Here is a 16,203-nt window from a genome sequence, read left to right as displayed (position 1 = left end):
TTCGAGCAAGCCCTACGTTCGAGGTTATGGCCACGAGTACTCCATCCACCGCATACAGCCGGGATCTGGGCGACGAACTGCGCAAAGTGCGAGAGACGTCGTCCAAGCTCACGGGCGCCGCACTGGCCGTCCGCCTGGGCTGGGATCCGAGCAAGGTCTCCACCCTGGAGAACGGCAAGTACCGCCCCAGCGAGATCGACCTCGTGCAGTACCTCTCGATGCTGGGCAAGGACATCGACTTCTTCGAGGACTTCAAACGCCGCTTCCGCTATGCGTTCGAGGAGTACATCGTCCAGGTGTCGGACAACCTCCGCACGCTGGCCATGGCCGAGTCGACCGCCACCACGATCACGAGCTACGACCCGCAGGCGATACCAGGCCTTTCGCAGACGGCGGAGTACGCCGACAACCTGTACCGGATGGGCGGGTACATCCTGGAGGAGCGAATCCCCACGGTGGTGCAGTTCCGGATGGACCGCCAGGCGATCCTGAACCGGCACGACCGGCCGAAGTGCTTGTTCTACATCCATGAGCACGCGTTGCAGACGCACGTCGGCGACGCGCAGATCATGGAGGACCAGTACGCCAAGCTGCTGTTCGGCGCGCCGACGATTCGGATCGTCCCGGCGGCGGCACAGCTGGTGGCCACCAGCTGTGTGCTGTGGGAGTACGACAAGGCGATGCCCGTGGCGTTCACCTCGACCGACCTGGCGAAGGTGTTCGTGCAGGATCCGGGTGCCATCGCCCGGACGCGGCTGCTGTTCGATCGCTTGGCCGAGGTCGCGTTGGATGAGGAACAATCGCGGAGGGTGCTGGCGGACCACGTCGGCCGACCGCGAGAGGAACTCAATGAGCGAGGCCCGCGCTTGGCGTAAGAGCAGCTACAGCGGCGCTACCGAGGACGACAACTGCGTTGAGGTGTCTCTCGCCCACGACGCTCTCGTCCGCGACTCGAAAAACCCCTCCGGAGGCGTCCTGACCTTCAGTTTCCGCGCCTGGGAAAATTTCCTCGAATCTCGTTGAACCGACTCCCGTCTCACTACGTGTTCCCGCCGTACAACGGGGATCGAGGGGACGGGCCATGGCTGACGAGAAGACGGTGTTGATCGGCCGCTGCGGCCCGACGGTGATGCTGCCGAAGCAGGGCAGCAAGATCGTTCCGCTGCGCAGGTCCACCCCGCTGCGGGTGGACGTCGCTGGCGGCGGTCCGGTCGGCCTCGCGTTCGCGTGCACCATCAAGTCGTTGCTGGGCGAGCAGGTCTCGGTCCGCGTGCACGACCGCCGCTGGATGCGTCAGGGCGACCGCGTCGTGTGGCGCGGTCTGGCCGAGGGCAACAACCGGCGCGAGCAGGTCGTGACGCTGCAGAGCAACGTGTGGGCGGCCTTGCCGACCGCAGTGCAGCAGCGTCTGTTCACGCCCGGCAAGTTCTCCGAGATGTGGCCGCTCGGCCCCGACTCACCGGCGTCCAAGGGCCGTCCGCGCAACATCAAGATCCGCTGGATCGAGGACTGCCTGCTCGACATGGCGCAGGACGTCTACGGCATCGAGGTCGTTCCCGAGGCCTACACGGCGCCGGCGAAGTTCGACGGCCTGCACGTGCTCGCCATCGCGGACGGCGCCCGTTCCGCGACCCGCGACGCGTTCTCCGCGCAGTTCGGCACGCCGAGCAGGGAACTGTTCTCCGTGGACGGTTCGCCGCTCGACGAGCGCGTCCTGGGCATCCGCGTCACGGCCAAGTCGCCCGACGAGCACACCGTGCCGCTGACCGTGGCGCAGAACAGGTTCCTCTTCAACTCGATGGGCGGCGGCTTCATCAACATGCGCCTGACCGCCGAGGAGGCCTCCGAGATCGTCGCGCTCGGCGAGAGCGGCCCGGTCTCGTGCATCGGCAAGTTCGGCTGCACCATGCGTCCCGCGTCGAACGGCCGCTTCGTCTGCGACCGCCACCGCGCCGTCTTCAAGCCGTCGGTCGACAAGCTCTCCTACCTGTGGCCCCGGATCCTCGACGGCCTGCGGTTCTTCGGCGTCGGTGTGGCGGACGTCGTCGGCATCAACTCGTTCACGCTCGGCATGCAGCAGATGTCGAAGTTCACCGCCCAGCTCGCGCCGAACACGTTCGGCTTCCTGCTCGGCGACGCCGCCAACTCGCTGCACTTCTGGCCGGGCCGCGGCCTCAACACGGGACTCAAGAGCGCGCTCTCCCTGGCCGTGAACCTGCAGAAGCGCTGGCGCGGCAAGGCTTTCCGCGCCGCCGACTTCGCCCAGCACGAGGGCATCATGCAGCAGCTCCAGTACCGCGAGAAGTCCCGCGCCTGGACCACCATGCTCATGCCGGACTCCGAAGGCACCCCGCGCGGCATCGAGGACCGCATCCGCGAGGGCCTGCAGGGCCCCTACGACCGCGCCGCCCTCGTGAAGACGCTGTTCGAGCGTGTTCTCGACATCAAGAAGCGCATGGGCGACCGCATGGGCCCGCTGGCGACCGACGAGTGGTACTACGGCCGTGTCAACGCCCTGGACACCCGCACGCTGAAGGTCATGGTCGAGTCGGGTGCGTGGATCACGCGCGAGATCGGCGGCGAGGAGGTCGAGATCCCCTCGGCCGAGGTCAAGGCCCCCGAACAGCCTTCGCGCCGCAACCTCTCCCTGGTCAGCTGAAACCGGCCCGGGGTCGGTGGTCACCGCCCTAGACTGATGTCCCAGGGGGCATCATGCGAATCACGCGGTACGTGCTGGGGGCGCTCGCGGTCGCCACGACGCTGGCTCTTGCCCATGATTCGGCGGGCAACATCGCCGTGGCCGGAACACCGGTACCGCTGTCGGCCGAGTCGATGCGCGCGCTCGCCGATGAAGGCTGCCGGCGGCCAGACGGCTTCCGGTTCAGCGTCCTGCAGAGGTTGCGGAGCGCCGTCGTGGAGGTCGGCGTCACCGACAGCCAGTTCATCGTCTGCACCGTGCAGCCTCAAGAGCAGTCCGTCTCGACGAGCGAGGTCCGCGCGCCCGGCGCCGACTACTTCGCCGGCCGCGTGGGCCTGGTCACCGACGGCGAGACCGTCGAGCTGGGGCGGATCGGCCCCGAGGTCGCCCGCTTCGAGTTCGTGATGCCCGACGGGGAGGTCTTCCCCGCCGAGCTGCACGGCGAGACCTACCTGTGCCGCATTCCGCACAAGATCACGGCTGTGCGGGTCCGGGCGTACGACGCGGGCGGCCGTCTCCTGCGCGACGCGGTGATCTAGTCGTCCTCGGTCTCCCGGCGGGAGAGCCGCACCTCCTCGACGTCCAGCCGCCGCTGGATCGTCCGCAGCACGATGTCGTCGATCGCCGCCTCGTCGCGCAACCGCACCACGGTCGCCCGTTTGTGCGCGATCAGTTCCAGCCGCAGGGCCGTGTACTCGCTCTCCGACTGGGCCACCTCCTCGTCACCGGCCTCGCGAGCCCGGACGACCTCCAGGTGGTGCTCGTACTCGGCCCGCACCCGCTTGTAGACGACGTCGGACACCCCGACCCTGTCCGCGATCGCCGGCAGCGCCTCGTAGGCCTCCTCGGACGCCGTCGACTGGGCCAGCCGCAGCTCCTCGTCCAGCGCCGTGTCCTCCGGCAGCTGCGAGAACCGGATGATCGACGGCAGCAGGACCGACTGCACGACCAGCGTCAGCACCACGACACCGGACGTGATGAGGATGATCTCCTCGCGGAACGGGAAGGGTCCGCCGCCGACCACGGTCTCGGGCACCGCCAGCGCCGCCGCCAGCGACACCGCGCCGCGGAAGCCGGCGGCGGAGGACGCCAGCCGTTGCCGGGCGCCCACGCGCCGCAACCGTTGCTGCGGACGGCGGTCGATAGCCCTGATGACGTAAGGGGTCGTGTAGCTCCACAGCAACCTGGTGCCGGCCACGGTCAGCGACACCAGCCCGATCGCGCCGAACGCCGCGAGGATCTCCGATCCGTCGAGCGAGCGGATGGCATTGTGGGCCTGGAGGCCGATCAGGACGAACAAGGCACCGTTCAACACGAACGTCGCGATGCCCCAGAACGCGTAGCTCACCTGACGGGTGTCGGCGCGCACGATGCGCGGGCCGACCCGCGCCAGCGTCAGGCCGCACGTCACGACGGCGATCACGCCGGAGCCGTGCACCATCTCGGCCAGCAGGAACGCCGCGAACGGGGTCAGGATGCTGACCACGCTCTCGTGCAACGGGCTGTCGAGCCGCTTGCGCACCTGCACCGCGAGCCAGGCGACCAGGAGCCCGGCCACCGCGCCGCCCGCGTACGACAACACCAGCTGCAGCCCGACCCGTCCGGTGCTGAACTGCTGCTCACCGGCGGTGATGGCGACGGCGATCGCGTAGATCACGAGCGCCGTGCCGTCGTTGATCAGCGACTCGGCCCGCAGGATGGTCGTGGTCCGGCGCGGCATGCCACGCGCGATGGCCGAGACCGCCGTCGCGTCGGTGGGCGCCAGTGCCGCGCCGAGCACCCACGCCGGACCCCAGTCGAGGCCCAGGGCGTGGGCGACGGACGCCACCGCCGCGGCCGTCGCGAGCACGAGCAGGGTGCTGAGCAGGACGACCACGCGCAGGTTGTTGCGGATCTCCCGCAACGACGTGTTGAGGCTCTCCCAGTACAGCAACGCCGGCAGGAAGATCAGCAGCATCGCCTCCGGCGGCAGGCTGACCTCTTCCAGGGCGGGAACGAAGCCGAGCACCGCGCCGCACACCACGAGCAGGACGGGGGCGGCGACGCGCAACCGTCCGGACACGACGCTGCTCGCGAGGATGCACACACCCAGCACCACTACGAGTTCGAGACCGAGCATGCGCTAAAAGATAAGCCGGTCAGACCCTGAGCGCGTCATCCAGTTCGGCCAGCAGCCGGGACTTGGGGCGGGCGCCCACGATCTGGCGGATCGGCACGCCGTCGCGGAACAGCAGCATCGTGGGCAGCGACATGACCTGGTGGTCGCGGGCGGTGGCGGTGTTCTCGTCGGCGTTGATCTTGACCACGGTCAGGTCGTCGCGTTCGCGGTCGATCTCCTCCAGCACGGGGGTGAGCATGTGGCACGGCCCGCACCACTGAGCCCAGAACTCGACGAGGACGGTGCCCGTCCGGGTGCTCTCCGCGAACGTGGCGTCGGTCAACTGGTGCACTGGATCTCCTCGGGTACGACGCACGGGTCTTGGAAGGCGAGTCTGGCCAGCAGGAACTCCCTGACGGTGCCGAGCCGTTCGAGACACGCGTCCACCTCGGCGAGCTTGCGCCGGTAGACCTCCCGCGAGTCGGGGCAGGAGTCACCGGACTCGTGGCCCGCGCGCAGGCAGGCGACGAACGGCCGGGTGTCCTCCAGGGACAGTCCGACCGCCTGCAGCGACTGGATCTCGCGCACCAGCCGCAGGTCGTGCTCGCCGTACTCGCGGTAGCCGTTGGGCGTGCGCTGTGCCTCCAGGAGCCCCTCGGACTCGTAGAAGCGCAGTGCACGGGTGGTGGTGCCGGCTCGCTTGGCCAGTTCGCCGATCCGCATGACCTGAACGCTAAACCTTGACGCGCACGTCAAGGCAAGCCCGCGGAAATATTCCCGATCCCGCGTGCGATCCCACCCTGTGACCGCCCCGGCACGACCCCCTTCTCCGCCCACAGAATGCGGGTAAACGACGAGAGGGGGACCGGTGGGCTCACAGCTGCATCTTGCCGTCGCGCTCCAGGCGTCCGGCGAAGAGGCTTTCAGCGCAAGGCATTGGACCGACCTCGTGCGGGAGGCCGAGGAGGCCAAGCTCGACTTCGTGACGTTCGGCGACTCGCTCGGCGGGCAGCCGGGACTGGACGCGGTGCTCACCGCCGCGCGCATCGCACCGCTGACCACGCGGATCGGCCTCGTGCCGACGGTGGTGGTGACGCACACCGAGCCGTTCCACCTGTCGAAGGCGATCGCGACGCTCGACTACGTGAGCGGGGGACGGGCGGGCGTGCAGCTGGTCGTCGCGCCCGATCCCGCGGACGCCAGGCACTTCGGGCGCCGTTCGGTCGGTGCCGAGGCCGAACTGTGGGAGGAGGCCGGTGACTACGCGGAGGTCCTGCGGCGGCTCTGGGACAGCTGGGAGGACGACGCGGAGATCCGCGACGTTGCTACCGGGCGGTTCATCGACCGGGAGAAGCTGCACTACATCGACTTCGAGGGCCGGTGGTTCAAGGTGCGCGGGCCGTCGATCACCCCGCGGCCGCCGCAGGGTCACCCGCTGATCGCGGCCTCGGAACCGTTGGGAGACCTGGTGTTCGCCGACGAGGTCTCGGACGGGCTCGTGTTCCGGGACGTCGACGCCGGGACGCCGATCGAGCAGCTGGTCGCCTGGCACTCCGCCGGGTTCGCGGGCTTCCGGCTGCACGGTGACCTTCAGCAGATCACCCGCTCGCTGGTGCCGGAACTGCAGCGGCGAGGGCTGTTCCGCACCGAGTACGAGCACACGACGTTGCGGGGCCACCTCGGGCTCGCCCGGCCCGCCAACCAGTTCGCCTAGAAGGAGCGCGAGATGACCAAGCAGATCCACCTCGCCGCGCACTTCCCCGGCGTGAACAACACGACGGTGTGGAGCGACCCGCAGGCGGGCAGCCACATCGAGTTCAAGTCGTTCGTCCACTTGGCACAGACGGCCGAACGGGCGAAGTTCGACTTCTTCTTCCTCGCCGAGGGGTTGAGGCTGCGCGAGCAGGGCGGCGAGATCTACGACCTGGACGTGGTCGGCAGGCCCGACACGTTCACCGTGCTGGCCGCACTGGCCGCGGTCACCTCGCGCCTCGGCCTCGCGGGCACGATCAACTCGACCTTCAACGAACCGTACGAGGTGGCCCGGCAGTTCGCCTCGCTGGACCACCTGTCGGACGGGCGCGCGGCCTGGAACGTCGTGACCTCGTGGGACGCGTTCACCGGCGAGAACTTCCGGCGCGGCGGGTTCCTCGCCAACGAGGACCGCTACACCCGCGCGGAGTCGTTCCTGCGCGCGGCCTGGAAGCTGTTCGACACCGGCGTGGGGCCGTTCGAGCACACCGACCAGCACTTCGACATCAGCGGCACGTTCGGCGTCCCGCGCTCGCCGCAGGGCCGTCCGGTGATCCTGCAGGCGGGGGACTCCGAGGAGGGGCGGGAGTTCGCCGCCGCCACGGCCGACGCGATCTTCTCCCGGCACGGCACGCTGGAGGCGGGCCAGAAGTTCTACCGCGACGTCAAGGGCCGGCTGGCCAAGTACGGCCGCACGCACGACCAGCTGGTGGTGCTGCCCGCGGCCACGTTCATCCTCGGGGACACCGACGCGGACGCCCAGGAGAAGGCCGCGGTCGTGCGGCGGCAGCAGGTCAGCGGCGCGACCGCGATCCGGTTCCTGGAGCAGGTGTGGAACCGGGACCTGAGCGGCTACGACCCGGACGGGCCATTGCCCGACGTCGAGCCGTTGAGCGGGGAGAACACCATCGCGAAGGGCCGCGCGAGCGTGCGGATGTTCAAGGACCCGGCCGAGACCGTGCGGGAGTGGCGGGAGAAGGCCGCGGCCAAGAACCTGTCGATCCGCGACCTCGTGATCGACGTGAGCGCCCGGCAGACGTTCATCGGCTCGGCGGACACCGTCGCCACGCACATCGACGACCTGGTGCAGCAGGACGCGGCCGACGGGTTCATCCTCGTGCCGCACGTGACGCCAGGCGGGCTCGACGAGTTCGCGGACACTGTCGTGCCGCTGCTGCAGGAACGTGGTGTTTTCCGGTCCGAGTACTCAGGTCCGACGTTGAGGGATCATCTCGGTATCCGATAGTTGTTCAGCACGTGGACGTCCTTGCTGGCCGCTTCATCGGTACATAACGTGAGCGACGCCAGAGTGAGTGCTCTCCTCAAGAGCGCAGGGAAGGGAGGACAGGATGAACGGCGCCGCCGCGTTGGTCCTGTCCTCCCGCTGTCGCATCGACTGTTGCACGAGCTGACTCTTCTCGCTCGTCTCACGTTCCCCGCCGCAGCAAGGACTCGCCATGACCTCTTCCGGCACGCTGACGCTCGTGTCCACAAAGGATGATGATCTCTCCGCGTTACCGGTCGTGCCCGCCCGCCACCCGTGGCGCTGGGTCGGGGTCGCGTTCGTGCTGGTGCTGGCCGCGCAGTTCGTGCACGGCCTGGTCACGAACCCCGCGTGGGACTGGCCGACGTTCGCGCGGTACTTCACCGCCCAGTCGATCCTGACCGCCGTCGGCACGACCATCGTGCTGACCGTGTTCGGCACCGTGCTGGGGTTCGCGCTCGGCATCGTCGTGGCGGTGCTGCGGATGTCGAAGAGCCCGTTCCTCTCCGCGGTGGGCTGGACCTACATCTGGGCGTTCCGCTCGATCCCGTTGATCGTGCAGCTGCTGTTCTGGTTCAACATCTCCTATCTGTACCAACGGCTTTCGCTTGGCATCCCGTTCGGGCCGGAGTTCGTGAGCTTCGAGACGATCGCGTTGATCAGCCCGATGGGCGCGGCCGTGCTGGGTCTCGCGTTGCACCAGGCGGCCTACGCCGCGGAGATCGTGCGGTCCGGCGTGATCTCGGTCGACCGCGGGCAGCTGGAGGCTGCGGCCGCGTTGGGCATCCCGAGGTTCCGCCAGTTCCGCAGGATCGTGCTGCCCCAAGCGATGCGGTCGATCCTGCCCAACGCCGCCAACGAGGTGATCAGCCTGTTCAAGGGCACGTCGGTGGTCTCCGTGATGGCGATCGGCGAGCTCTTCTACCAGGTGCAGGTCATCTACGGCCGCAACGCCCGCGTCGTGGCGCTGCTGATGGTCGCGACCGTCTGGTACATCATCCTGACCACCCTGCTCTCGATCGGCCAGCACTACGTCGAGCGCTACTTCGCGCGAGGAGACCGCCGGTGATCGAGGTTCTGGGCGTGCACAAGAGCTTCGGCTCGCTGGAAGTGTTGCGCGGGGTGTCCTTGGAGGTCGCGGCCGGTGAGGTCGTGGTGGTGCTCGGCCCGTCCGTCTCGGGCAAGTCGACGTTGCTGCGCACGATCAACCACCTGGAGAAGGTCGACCGCGGGTTCATCACGATCGATGGCGCGCTGATCGGCTACCGGCGCCGCGGCGGGAAGCTGCACGAGCTCAAGGAACGCGAGATCCTCAAGCAGCGCAGGGACATCGGGTTCGTCTTCCAGAACTTCAACCTGTTCCCGCACCTCACCGCTTTGGAGAACATCGCGGAGGTGGCCGATCCCGTCCAGGCGCGGCACTTCCTGGAACGGGTCGGGCTGGTGGACAAGGCGGACGCGTACCCGCGGCAGCTCTCCGGCGGCCAGCAGCAGCGCGTGGCGATCGCGCGAGCCCTTGCCACGCGACCGAAAGTCGTGCTGTTCGACGAGCCGACGTCGGCGCTGGACCCCGAGCTGGTCGGCGAGGTGCTCGACGTGCTGCGCGACCTCGCCTGTTCCGGCACCACGATGGTCGTGGTCACGCACGAGATCGGCTTCGCCCGCGAGGTGGCCGACCGGATCGTGTTCATGGACGACGGCGTGATCGTCGAAGAGGGAACGCCGGACCAGGTGCTCGACCACCCGGTCCACGAGCGCACCCGCGCTTTCCTGTCGAAGGTTCTGTAGAAGGAGTTCGTTGTGCGCAAACTGCTTATCGCCGCGCTGGTGTTCGGTCTGGCGGCTTGTGGCACCGCCGGCGGCGAGGAGCCCGCCGAGGTCGCGGGCTCCGGCATCAACCTCAGCCCGGACCAGAAGCGGATCACGGCCACCAAGGACGACAAGATCGCCGCGAAGGTGCCGGAGAAGTTCAGAGCCAAGGGCGAGCTGACGATCGGTGGATCGGCGGGCACAGCACCACCTCTGCGGTTCTACGCCACCGACGACAAGACCGTGATCGGCGTCGAGACCGACATCGCCACGCTGGTCGCCGACGTGCTGGGGCTCAAGGCCACGCTCGAGGTCTCGTCGTGGGAGAACCTGTTCGTCGGACTGGACAGCGGCGCCTACGACCTCGGCCTGTCGAACATCACCGTGACCGAGGCGCGCAAGGAGAAGTACGACTTCGCCACCTACCGGCTGGACACGCTGGCGTTCGAGGCGAAGAAGGGTGGCACCTGGAAGGTCGAGGAGCCCAAGGACGTGGCGGGCAAGGTGATCGCCGTGACGTCGGGCACCAACCAGGAGAAGATCCTGGTCGACTGGAGTGCGGCGAACGTCGCGGCGGGGTTGAAGGCCACCGACATCAAGTACTTCCAGAACTCGTCGGACTACTACCTCGCGCTGCAGTCCGGCCGCATCGACGCCTACCTCGGCCCGAACCCCTCCTCCGCCTACCACGCGGTGACGTCCGGGCAGACGGAGGTGATCGGCAACTTCTCCGGCGGCGCCGCGGTCCAGGGCAAGATCGCCGCGACCACGAAGAAGGACAGCGGCCTCGTGACGCCGGTCCAGGAGGCGCTGAACCAGCTGATCGCCAACGGCAAGTACGCCGAGGTGCTCCAGCGGTGGGGCCTGTCCGACGAGGCCGTGCCGACGTCCGAGATCAATCCGCAGGGCCTGCCGAAGAGCTGAGGTGCGTCATGAGGTTCAGCATCACCATCGACACCGACGACGAGGACACCGCGCTGCGGCTGCTCGGCGCGCTGAGGGACGCGGGTGTGATGCCCGAGGCCCAGGCGGAGGTCGAGGAGGTGGACGTCCGGATCCTGCCCGACACGCGGCAGGTGCTCGTGCACGACGTGCTCGTCGAGACGACGCGGCTGGAGTTCGAACTGCTGCTGCACCTGTGCTCGCACACCGACCGGGTGCACCGCCGTCGTGAGCTGCTGGCGGGGGTCTGGGGCGTCAACGACGACTACAGCGGCGCCCGCACGGTCGACGTGCACGTGCGGCGGATCCGGCAGAAGCTCGGTGACGCCGCCGACGTGATCCAGACCGTGCGCGGGGTCGGCTACCTGGTCGCGTCGAGCAGCCGGGTCCGGGTGGAGCGGTCGCCGAACGTGGTGCGGCTGGCGGACCGGCGCGCGGGATGACCGGCGAGGTCCACTGGACCCGGCCGGACGCCCCCGAGCGGATGGAACGGTTCCCCGGCGCCACGCTGACACCGCCCGATGGGCGGCTGACGGTGTTGCTGCGGAACGGAACCGCGCCACCGGCCACCGGGCCGCTGCCGTTCGAGAAGGCCCTGCTCGTCAGGACGTGACGGGGTGGAAGGCCTTGAGCCAGTCCTCCATCACCTCCGCGGTCAGGTGCGCGTCCTCCTTCACCATCGCCATGTGGTCGGTGGCCACGAGCCGGATGTCGTCGGCGGGCACCGAGACGTCCTGGTTCGTGGTCACCAGGTCCGTGCCCCTGACCTCGTGGGCGCAGCGGATCAGCAGCTTCGGCACCGTCGTGTGGATGCCGGTGTCGATGATGCGCGGGAACCAGTGGGCCATGGCACTGAGCCGTGCGCTGTTCATGTTGACCGCGGGGGAGTCCATCGTGTTGAAGTAGTTGCTGGTGACGGACTCGAAGTCCATGCCCTCGCGGTTGTCGTAGTTGAGGCTCAGCGTGTCGAGCATGATCACGCCGTCCGGTTTGATGCCCCACGTCTCCTCGATGACACCCGCCGCCAGGTAGGCGAGCGTGCCGCCGGAGGAGTGGCCGACGAGCACGAACGGGTCGCCGTCGCTCGCGTGCAGCACTGCCTCCGCCACCCACCTGTTGACCGCGGCGGCGTCCTTCGGCAACGGTTCCCCGGCGCCGAACCCGATCAGCGGCAGTGCGCTGACCTGCCGCTTGCCCCGCAGGTGAGCGGCGAGCCTGGCGTACATGTGCACGCCGGCGGTGGCGCCGGGCGCGCTGACGCAGATGAGCTTGGGCAGCTTCGGGCCGTCCGCGAGCGTGACGGCCTCCGGCAGGTCGTCCAGCTCGGCGGGGGAGGAGAACATCGGGCGCAGGTTCGCGACGCCCTTGAGCATCTGCAGGCCGGCGGCCACGTTGTTCTTGGTGACGGCGTCCATGAAGAGGCCGAACACCGTGTCCTCCGCGGCGACCTCGACGCCGCTGCTCGTGGATCCTCCACTGTGGAGGGTGCCGAGCTCGGTGACGAGGTGCTGGGCCAGGTTCGCCGGGGTCTTGTGGTCGAAGACGACCGATCCGGCGAGCTTGAGGTTGAGCAGTTCGTTGAGCTGGTTGCGCAGTTCGACCGCGATGAGGCTGTCGAAGCCGAGCTCGAGGAAGTCTTTTTGGGCGTCCACCGCGCTCGGGTCGGGGTGGCCGAGCAGCGCGGCGCTCGTGCCGGTGACGAGGTCGCGGACCATGCCCTCGCGGTCCTGGGGAGTGGCGTTGCGCAGCCGGTCCAGCACCGTGACGGCTGCCTTCTCCTGTGGTTGTTCGCTGTTGCCTCCCAGGAGTTTGGAGACGGGTCCTCGCTGGGCGGCGACGTGGATCGGGACCACCAGGGCCTTCTGGTGCGCGAGTGCCGCGTCGAAGAGCGCGAGGCCCTGCTCGACGGCCAGCGGGGGCATGCCGGAGCGTTGCATCCGGTCCAGGGCGGCCTGGCTGAGCCCGGCGGTCATGCCGGAGTCCTGCGCCCAGGGCCCCCAGGCGAGGCTGACGGTGTTGGTGGTGTGTTGGGCGAGTGCGTCGAGGTAGGAGTTGGCGGCCGCGTAGTTGCCCTGGCCCGCCGCGCCCATCACGCCGGAGACCGAGCTGTAGAGGATCACCGGGACGTCCGTGGCGTTGCGCAGGTGCCAGGCCGCGTCGACCTTGGGGGAGAGGACGTTGGTGATGTTCTCCTCGGTGAGCGCGTCGATCAGCGCGTCCTCCAGCACGCCCGCCGTGTGCACGATGGCCTGCAACGGTTTCTGCGCGGCGCTGAGCAGCGTCGTGACGTCGTCGGCCTTCGAGACGTCGGCCGCCGCGATCGTGACCGTCGCGCCCTTCTCCTCCAGTTCCTGGCGCAGTTCGGCGGCCTTGGGCGACTCCTCACCGCGCCGGCTGGCGAGCAGCAGGTGCTGGACTCCGTGCCTCGTGACGAGGTGTTTCGCCAGCTCGGCGCCCAGTCCGCCGGTGCCGCCGGTGATCAGGACGGTCTTGTCCGGGTCCCACTCGTGCTTCCGCTCGCTGTTCGCGACCTCCTGGAGGCGCGGCACCGTCGTCTGTCCATTGCGGACCCTCACCTGCGGCTCGTCCCACGCCACGAGCTTGGGCAGCAGCGCACCGGACACGTCCAGCCCGTCCGTGTCGAACAGCAGGAACCTGCCGGGGTTCTCCATCTGCGCACTGCGCACGAGCCCTGCCGTGGCCGCCGCCGTGAGGTCGTTCTCTTGGTAGACGAACACGATGTGAGCGCTGTACTCGCTGGCCTCTTGGAGGATTTTGAGGATGCGCTGCGTCTGCGCGTGCGTGCTCTCGGGCGTTCCGTCGCCGCTCATCGCCACGACGAAGACGTCCGGCGTGGTGTTCTGCGCGGCCTGGGCAAGCGTCTCGCCGTAGCCGGTGACCGTCTGCCCGGCGCTGTAGAGCACGTGCGCGAGGTCGAACTCGTCCCCGCCGATGATTGCCCACCTGGCCGCCGCGATGGCGTTCGCCGTGACGGTGGCGTCGACCCAGTTCAGCTCGTGCAGTGCGGGCTGGCTCTTCGCCGGACCGCTCGGTGCGATGCCGCCCTGCGGCCAGAACCGCTGCGTGTCGAACGGGTAGGTGGGCAGCGCGATCTTCGTGCCGCGCGGGTAGAACTTCCGCCAGTCGACGTTGACACCGCTGGTGTAGAGCTTCGCGAGCGCGGTGAGGACGGCCGCCGGTTCGGGCTTGTCCTTGCGCAGCGTGGGGATGCAGCCGTCGACGAGTGCGCTGAGCACGCCGGTCGGGCCGATCTCGATGAACGTCGCGTCGCCGATGCTCTCGACGTTGTCGGTGAAGCGCACGGTCTCGCGCACGTGCCGGACCCAGTGCTCCGGGTCGGTCGGGTCGCCTGTGGTGTGGAGGTCGATGCGCGGCTGGCGGAACTTCAGGTTCTTGATGGCCTCGCGGAAGTCGGCGAGCATCGGGTCCATCAGGTGCGAGTGGAACGCGTGGCTGACCCGGAGTTGCTTGTGCTCCCAGTTGGCCGCGATCTTCTTGGTTTCTGCCTCGTCGCCCGCGATGACGATGTCTGTGGGGCCGTTGATGGCAGCGATGTCGACCTTGTTGTTGAGGTGCTTTTTGACCTCTGCTTCCGTTGCCTTGACGGCGAACATGGCGCCGGTCTGTGGCAGGGCCTGCATGAGGCGGGCCCTGGCGCCGACGAGTTTGGCGGCGTCTTCCAGGGAGAGGATGCCGGCGACGTGGGCCGCCGCGATCTCGCCGATGGAGTGGCCTGCGACGTGGTCCGGTTTGAAGCCGTAGCTCTCCAGGAGGCGGTAGAGGGCCACCTGCAGTGCGAACAGGGCCGGTTGGGTGGTGCCGGTCTGGTTGAGGGCTTCCTCGTCGTCGCCCCACATGGCTTCGTCGTCGACGTCCAGGTGTTGGGCGACCTCGTCGAACGCGGTGCGGAAGATGTCGTTGGACTCGTAGAGGTCCTTGCCCATGCCGAGGCGTTGGGCGCCCTGGCCGCTGAAAAGGGCCGCGGTGGGTTTGCGGCGGGTCTGGCCGGTGGCGAGGGTGAGGCCGTTGAGGAGGACGGCACGGTGCTCGAAGGCGGTGCTGCGGGTGGTGAGGAGGGAGTAGCCGAGGTCTGCCGGGGTGGCCTGGAGGGCTTTGACCTGGCCGATCCGTGCTTCGAGGGCGGCTGCCGACTTCGCGGACACGACCAGCGGCAACTCGCTTGCCTCCGTGTCGAAGCCGAACGGGCACCGTGCTGGCTCTTCGCTGTTCTCGGCTGGTTCCGGCGCTTCCTCGATGATCACGTGCGCGTTCGTCCCCGACACCCCGAACGACGAGATCCCCGCCCGCCGCGGCTGCTCCCCGCGCGGCCACTCCTGGGCGTCCGTCAGCAGCTCGATGTTGCCCGCCGCCCAGTCCACGTGCGACGACGGCGCGCTCACGTGCAGCGTCCGCGGCAGCGTCTCCCGCTGCAGCGCCATCACCATCTTGATCACGCCCGCCACGCCCGCGGCCGCCTGCGTGTGCCCGATGTTCGACTTCACCGCGCCCAGCCGCAGCGGCTCGGCCCGTTCGGTGCCGTAGGTCGCGAGCAGCGCCTGCGCCTCGATCGGGTCACCCAGCACGGTGCCGGTGCCGTGCGCCTCGACCGCGTCCACCTCGCTCGCCGCCAACCCGGCCGAGGCCAGGGCCGCCTGGATCACCCGTCGCTGTGACGGGCCGTTCGGCGCGGAGAGGCCGTTCGACGCGCCGTCCTGGTTGACAGCACTGCCCACCACCACGGCGAGCACGGGATGCCCGTTGCGCTGTGCGTCCGAAAGCTTCTCCACCAACAACACGCCCACGCCCTCGGACCAGCCGGTGCCATCGGCGTCATCGGAGAACGCCTTGCACCGCCCGGAAACCGCGAGACCGCCCTGGCGCGTGAAGCCGGCGAAGTTCGATGCCGTCGCCATGACCGTGACGCCGCCTGCGACCGCCAGCGAGCACTCGCCGTTGCGCAGCGCAGCAGCAGCGAGGTGCAGTCCGACGAGAGAAGAAGAACACGCCGTGTCGATGGTGACGGCAGGTCCCTCGAAACCGAACGTGTACGAGATACGGCCCGAGATCACGCTTGCGGCCGTGCCCATTCCGGCGTGGCCCTCGACGTCCTCCTCCGAGGCGATCAGCACGTGCCCGTAGTCCTGGCCGTTCGTGCCGACGAACACGCCCGTTTCGCTGCCACGCAACGATGCCGGGTCGATGCCCGCACGTTCGATGGCCTCCCACGTCGTCTGCAGCAGCAGCCGTTGCTGGGGGTCCATCGCGAGGGCCTCACGCGGCGAGATGCCGAAGAAACCGGGGTCGAACTCCGCCGCGTCGTACAGGAAGCCGCCCTGCAGCGTCGCGGAGTCGCCGCCCGCCAGCGTGCCCAGGTCCCAGCCCCGGTCGGTCGGGAACCCGGTGATGGCGTCGCGGCCCTCCGACACGAGGTCCCACAGGTCCTCGGCGGAGCGCACGTCGCCGGGGAAGCGGCAGGCGATGCCGACGATCGCGACCGGCTCGTGGCGGCCGGCCTCGACCTCCTCCAGGCGTTGACGCGTCTCGTGCAGGTCAGCCGTGACCCACTTCAGGTACTCAACGAGCTTCTCTTCGTTCGGCATCGCCGGAAACCTTCCGTCG

15 protein-coding genes are annotated in these 16,203 nt (G+C 68.7%); 11 read left to right on the top strand and 4 right to left on the bottom strand.

All coding sequences use genetic code 11. From position 1 onward, the window contains the following. Positions 1 to 26: 26 nt before the first annotated feature. The 4 genes from ACSHWB_RS42965 to ACSHWB_RS42950 are packed head-to-tail and all read left to right on the top strand — an operon-like array spanning position 27 to position 3,237. Positions 27 to 875: a helix-turn-helix domain-containing protein gene (locus ACSHWB_RS42965; protein ID WP_439659074.1), complete on the top strand. Its 849-nt coding sequence runs from the start codon at positions 27 to 29 to the stop codon at positions 873 to 875. Further along, positions 790 to 1,023: a DUF397 domain-containing protein gene (locus ACSHWB_RS42960; protein ID WP_439659073.1), complete on the top strand. Its 234-nt coding sequence runs from the start codon at positions 790 to 792 to the stop codon at positions 1,021 to 1,023. The genes ACSHWB_RS42965 and ACSHWB_RS42960 overlap by 86 nt, the downstream gene beginning before the upstream one ends. 58 nt (positions 1,024 to 1,081) lie before the next feature. Then, positions 1,082 to 2,659 carry a hypothetical protein gene (locus tag ACSHWB_RS42955; RefSeq protein ID WP_439659072.1) on the top strand — a complete coding sequence of 526 codons (1,578 nt, stop codon included), beginning with the start codon at positions 1,082 to 1,084 and terminating at the stop codon, positions 2,657 to 2,659. Positions 2,660 to 2,712: 53 nt separating this feature from the next. Further along, a complete protein-coding gene (locus tag ACSHWB_RS42950; RefSeq protein ID WP_439659071.1) occupies positions 2,713 to 3,237 on the top strand; it encodes a hypothetical protein in 525 nt (174 codons plus the stop codon). Here ACSHWB_RS42950 and ACSHWB_RS42945 read toward each other — a convergent pair. The 3 genes from ACSHWB_RS42945 to ACSHWB_RS42935 are packed head-to-tail and all read right to left on the bottom strand — an operon-like array spanning position 3,234 to position 5,519. Further along, entirely contained in the window at positions 3,234 to 4,817 is a 1,584-nt protein-coding gene (locus ACSHWB_RS42945; protein WP_439659070.1) for a Na+/H+ antiporter, read from the bottom strand. The genes ACSHWB_RS42950 and ACSHWB_RS42945 overlap by 4 nt on opposite strands. Before the next feature lie 19 nt (positions 4,818 to 4,836). After that, complete coding sequence (gene trxA / locus ACSHWB_RS42940) at positions 4,837 to 5,148, bottom strand: thioredoxin (RefSeq protein WP_439659069.1); 312 nt, start codon at positions 5,146 to 5,148, stop codon at positions 4,837 to 4,839. Continuing rightward, positions 5,136 to 5,519: a MerR family transcriptional regulator gene (locus ACSHWB_RS42935; RefSeq protein ID WP_439659068.1), complete on the bottom strand. Its 384-nt coding sequence runs from the start codon at positions 5,517 to 5,519 to the stop codon at positions 5,136 to 5,138. Before ACSHWB_RS42935 ends, trxA begins: the two co-directional genes overlap by 13 nt. Before the next feature lie 145 nt (positions 5,520 to 5,664). Here ACSHWB_RS42935 and ACSHWB_RS42930 point away from each other — a divergent pair, with 145 nt between their 5' ends. The 7 genes from ACSHWB_RS42930 (at position 5,665) to ACSHWB_RS42900 (ending at position 11,176) form a co-directional block, all read left to right on the top strand. Then, entirely contained in the window at positions 5,665 to 6,510 is an 846-nt protein-coding gene (locus tag ACSHWB_RS42930; protein WP_439659067.1) for an LLM class flavin-dependent oxidoreductase, read from the top strand. 12 nt (positions 6,511 to 6,522) lie between these two features. Next, the gene (locus ACSHWB_RS42925) at positions 6,523 to 7,794 is read left to right on the top strand and encodes an LLM class flavin-dependent oxidoreductase (RefSeq protein ID WP_439659066.1); all 1,272 of its coding nucleotides are present in this window, start codon (positions 6,523 to 6,525) and stop codon (positions 7,792 to 7,794) included. Between the two features lie 211 nt (positions 7,795 to 8,005). After that, positions 8,006 to 8,881 carry an amino acid ABC transporter permease gene (locus tag ACSHWB_RS42920; protein ID WP_439659065.1) on the top strand — a complete coding sequence of 292 codons (876 nt, stop codon included), beginning with the start codon at positions 8,006 to 8,008 and terminating at the stop codon, positions 8,879 to 8,881. After that, positions 8,878 to 9,600 carry an amino acid ABC transporter ATP-binding protein gene (locus tag ACSHWB_RS42915; RefSeq protein ID WP_439659064.1) on the top strand — a complete coding sequence of 241 codons (723 nt, stop codon included), beginning with the start codon at positions 8,878 to 8,880 and terminating at the stop codon, positions 9,598 to 9,600. The genes ACSHWB_RS42920 and ACSHWB_RS42915 overlap by 4 nt, the downstream gene beginning before the upstream one ends. A 12-nt stretch (positions 9,601 to 9,612) precedes the next feature. After that, complete coding sequence (locus ACSHWB_RS42910) at positions 9,613 to 10,545, top strand: ABC transporter substrate-binding protein (protein WP_439659063.1); 933 nt, start codon at positions 9,613 to 9,615, stop codon at positions 10,543 to 10,545. A gap of 8 nt (positions 10,546 to 10,553) precedes the next feature. Beyond that, positions 10,554 to 11,006: a winged helix-turn-helix domain-containing protein gene (locus ACSHWB_RS42905; RefSeq protein ID WP_439659062.1), complete on the top strand. Its 453-nt coding sequence runs from the start codon at positions 10,554 to 10,556 to the stop codon at positions 11,004 to 11,006. Beyond that, positions 11,003 to 11,176 (top strand): hypothetical protein, encoded by a 174-nt coding sequence (locus ACSHWB_RS42900; protein WP_439659061.1) that lies wholly within the window; start codon positions 11,003 to 11,005, stop codon positions 11,174 to 11,176. Before ACSHWB_RS42905 ends, ACSHWB_RS42900 begins: the two co-directional genes overlap by 4 nt. Here ACSHWB_RS42900 and ACSHWB_RS42895 read toward each other — a convergent pair. After that, on the bottom strand, positions 11,166 to 16,184 hold the full coding sequence (locus ACSHWB_RS42895) for an SDR family NAD(P)-dependent oxidoreductase (protein WP_439659060.1): 5,019 nt from the start codon (positions 16,182 to 16,184) through the stop codon (positions 11,166 to 11,168). The two genes, ACSHWB_RS42900 and ACSHWB_RS42895, sit on opposite strands and share 11 nt — an antisense overlap. Between the last annotated feature and the right edge of the window lie 19 nt (positions 16,185 to 16,203).

It is taken from the genome of Lentzea sp. HUAS TT2 (genome assembly GCF_051853195.1).
Lineage (GTDB): Bacteria > Actinomycetota > Actinomycetes > Mycobacteriales > Pseudonocardiaceae > Lentzea.
This window is presented reverse-complemented; position numbering and strand designations above follow the sequence as displayed.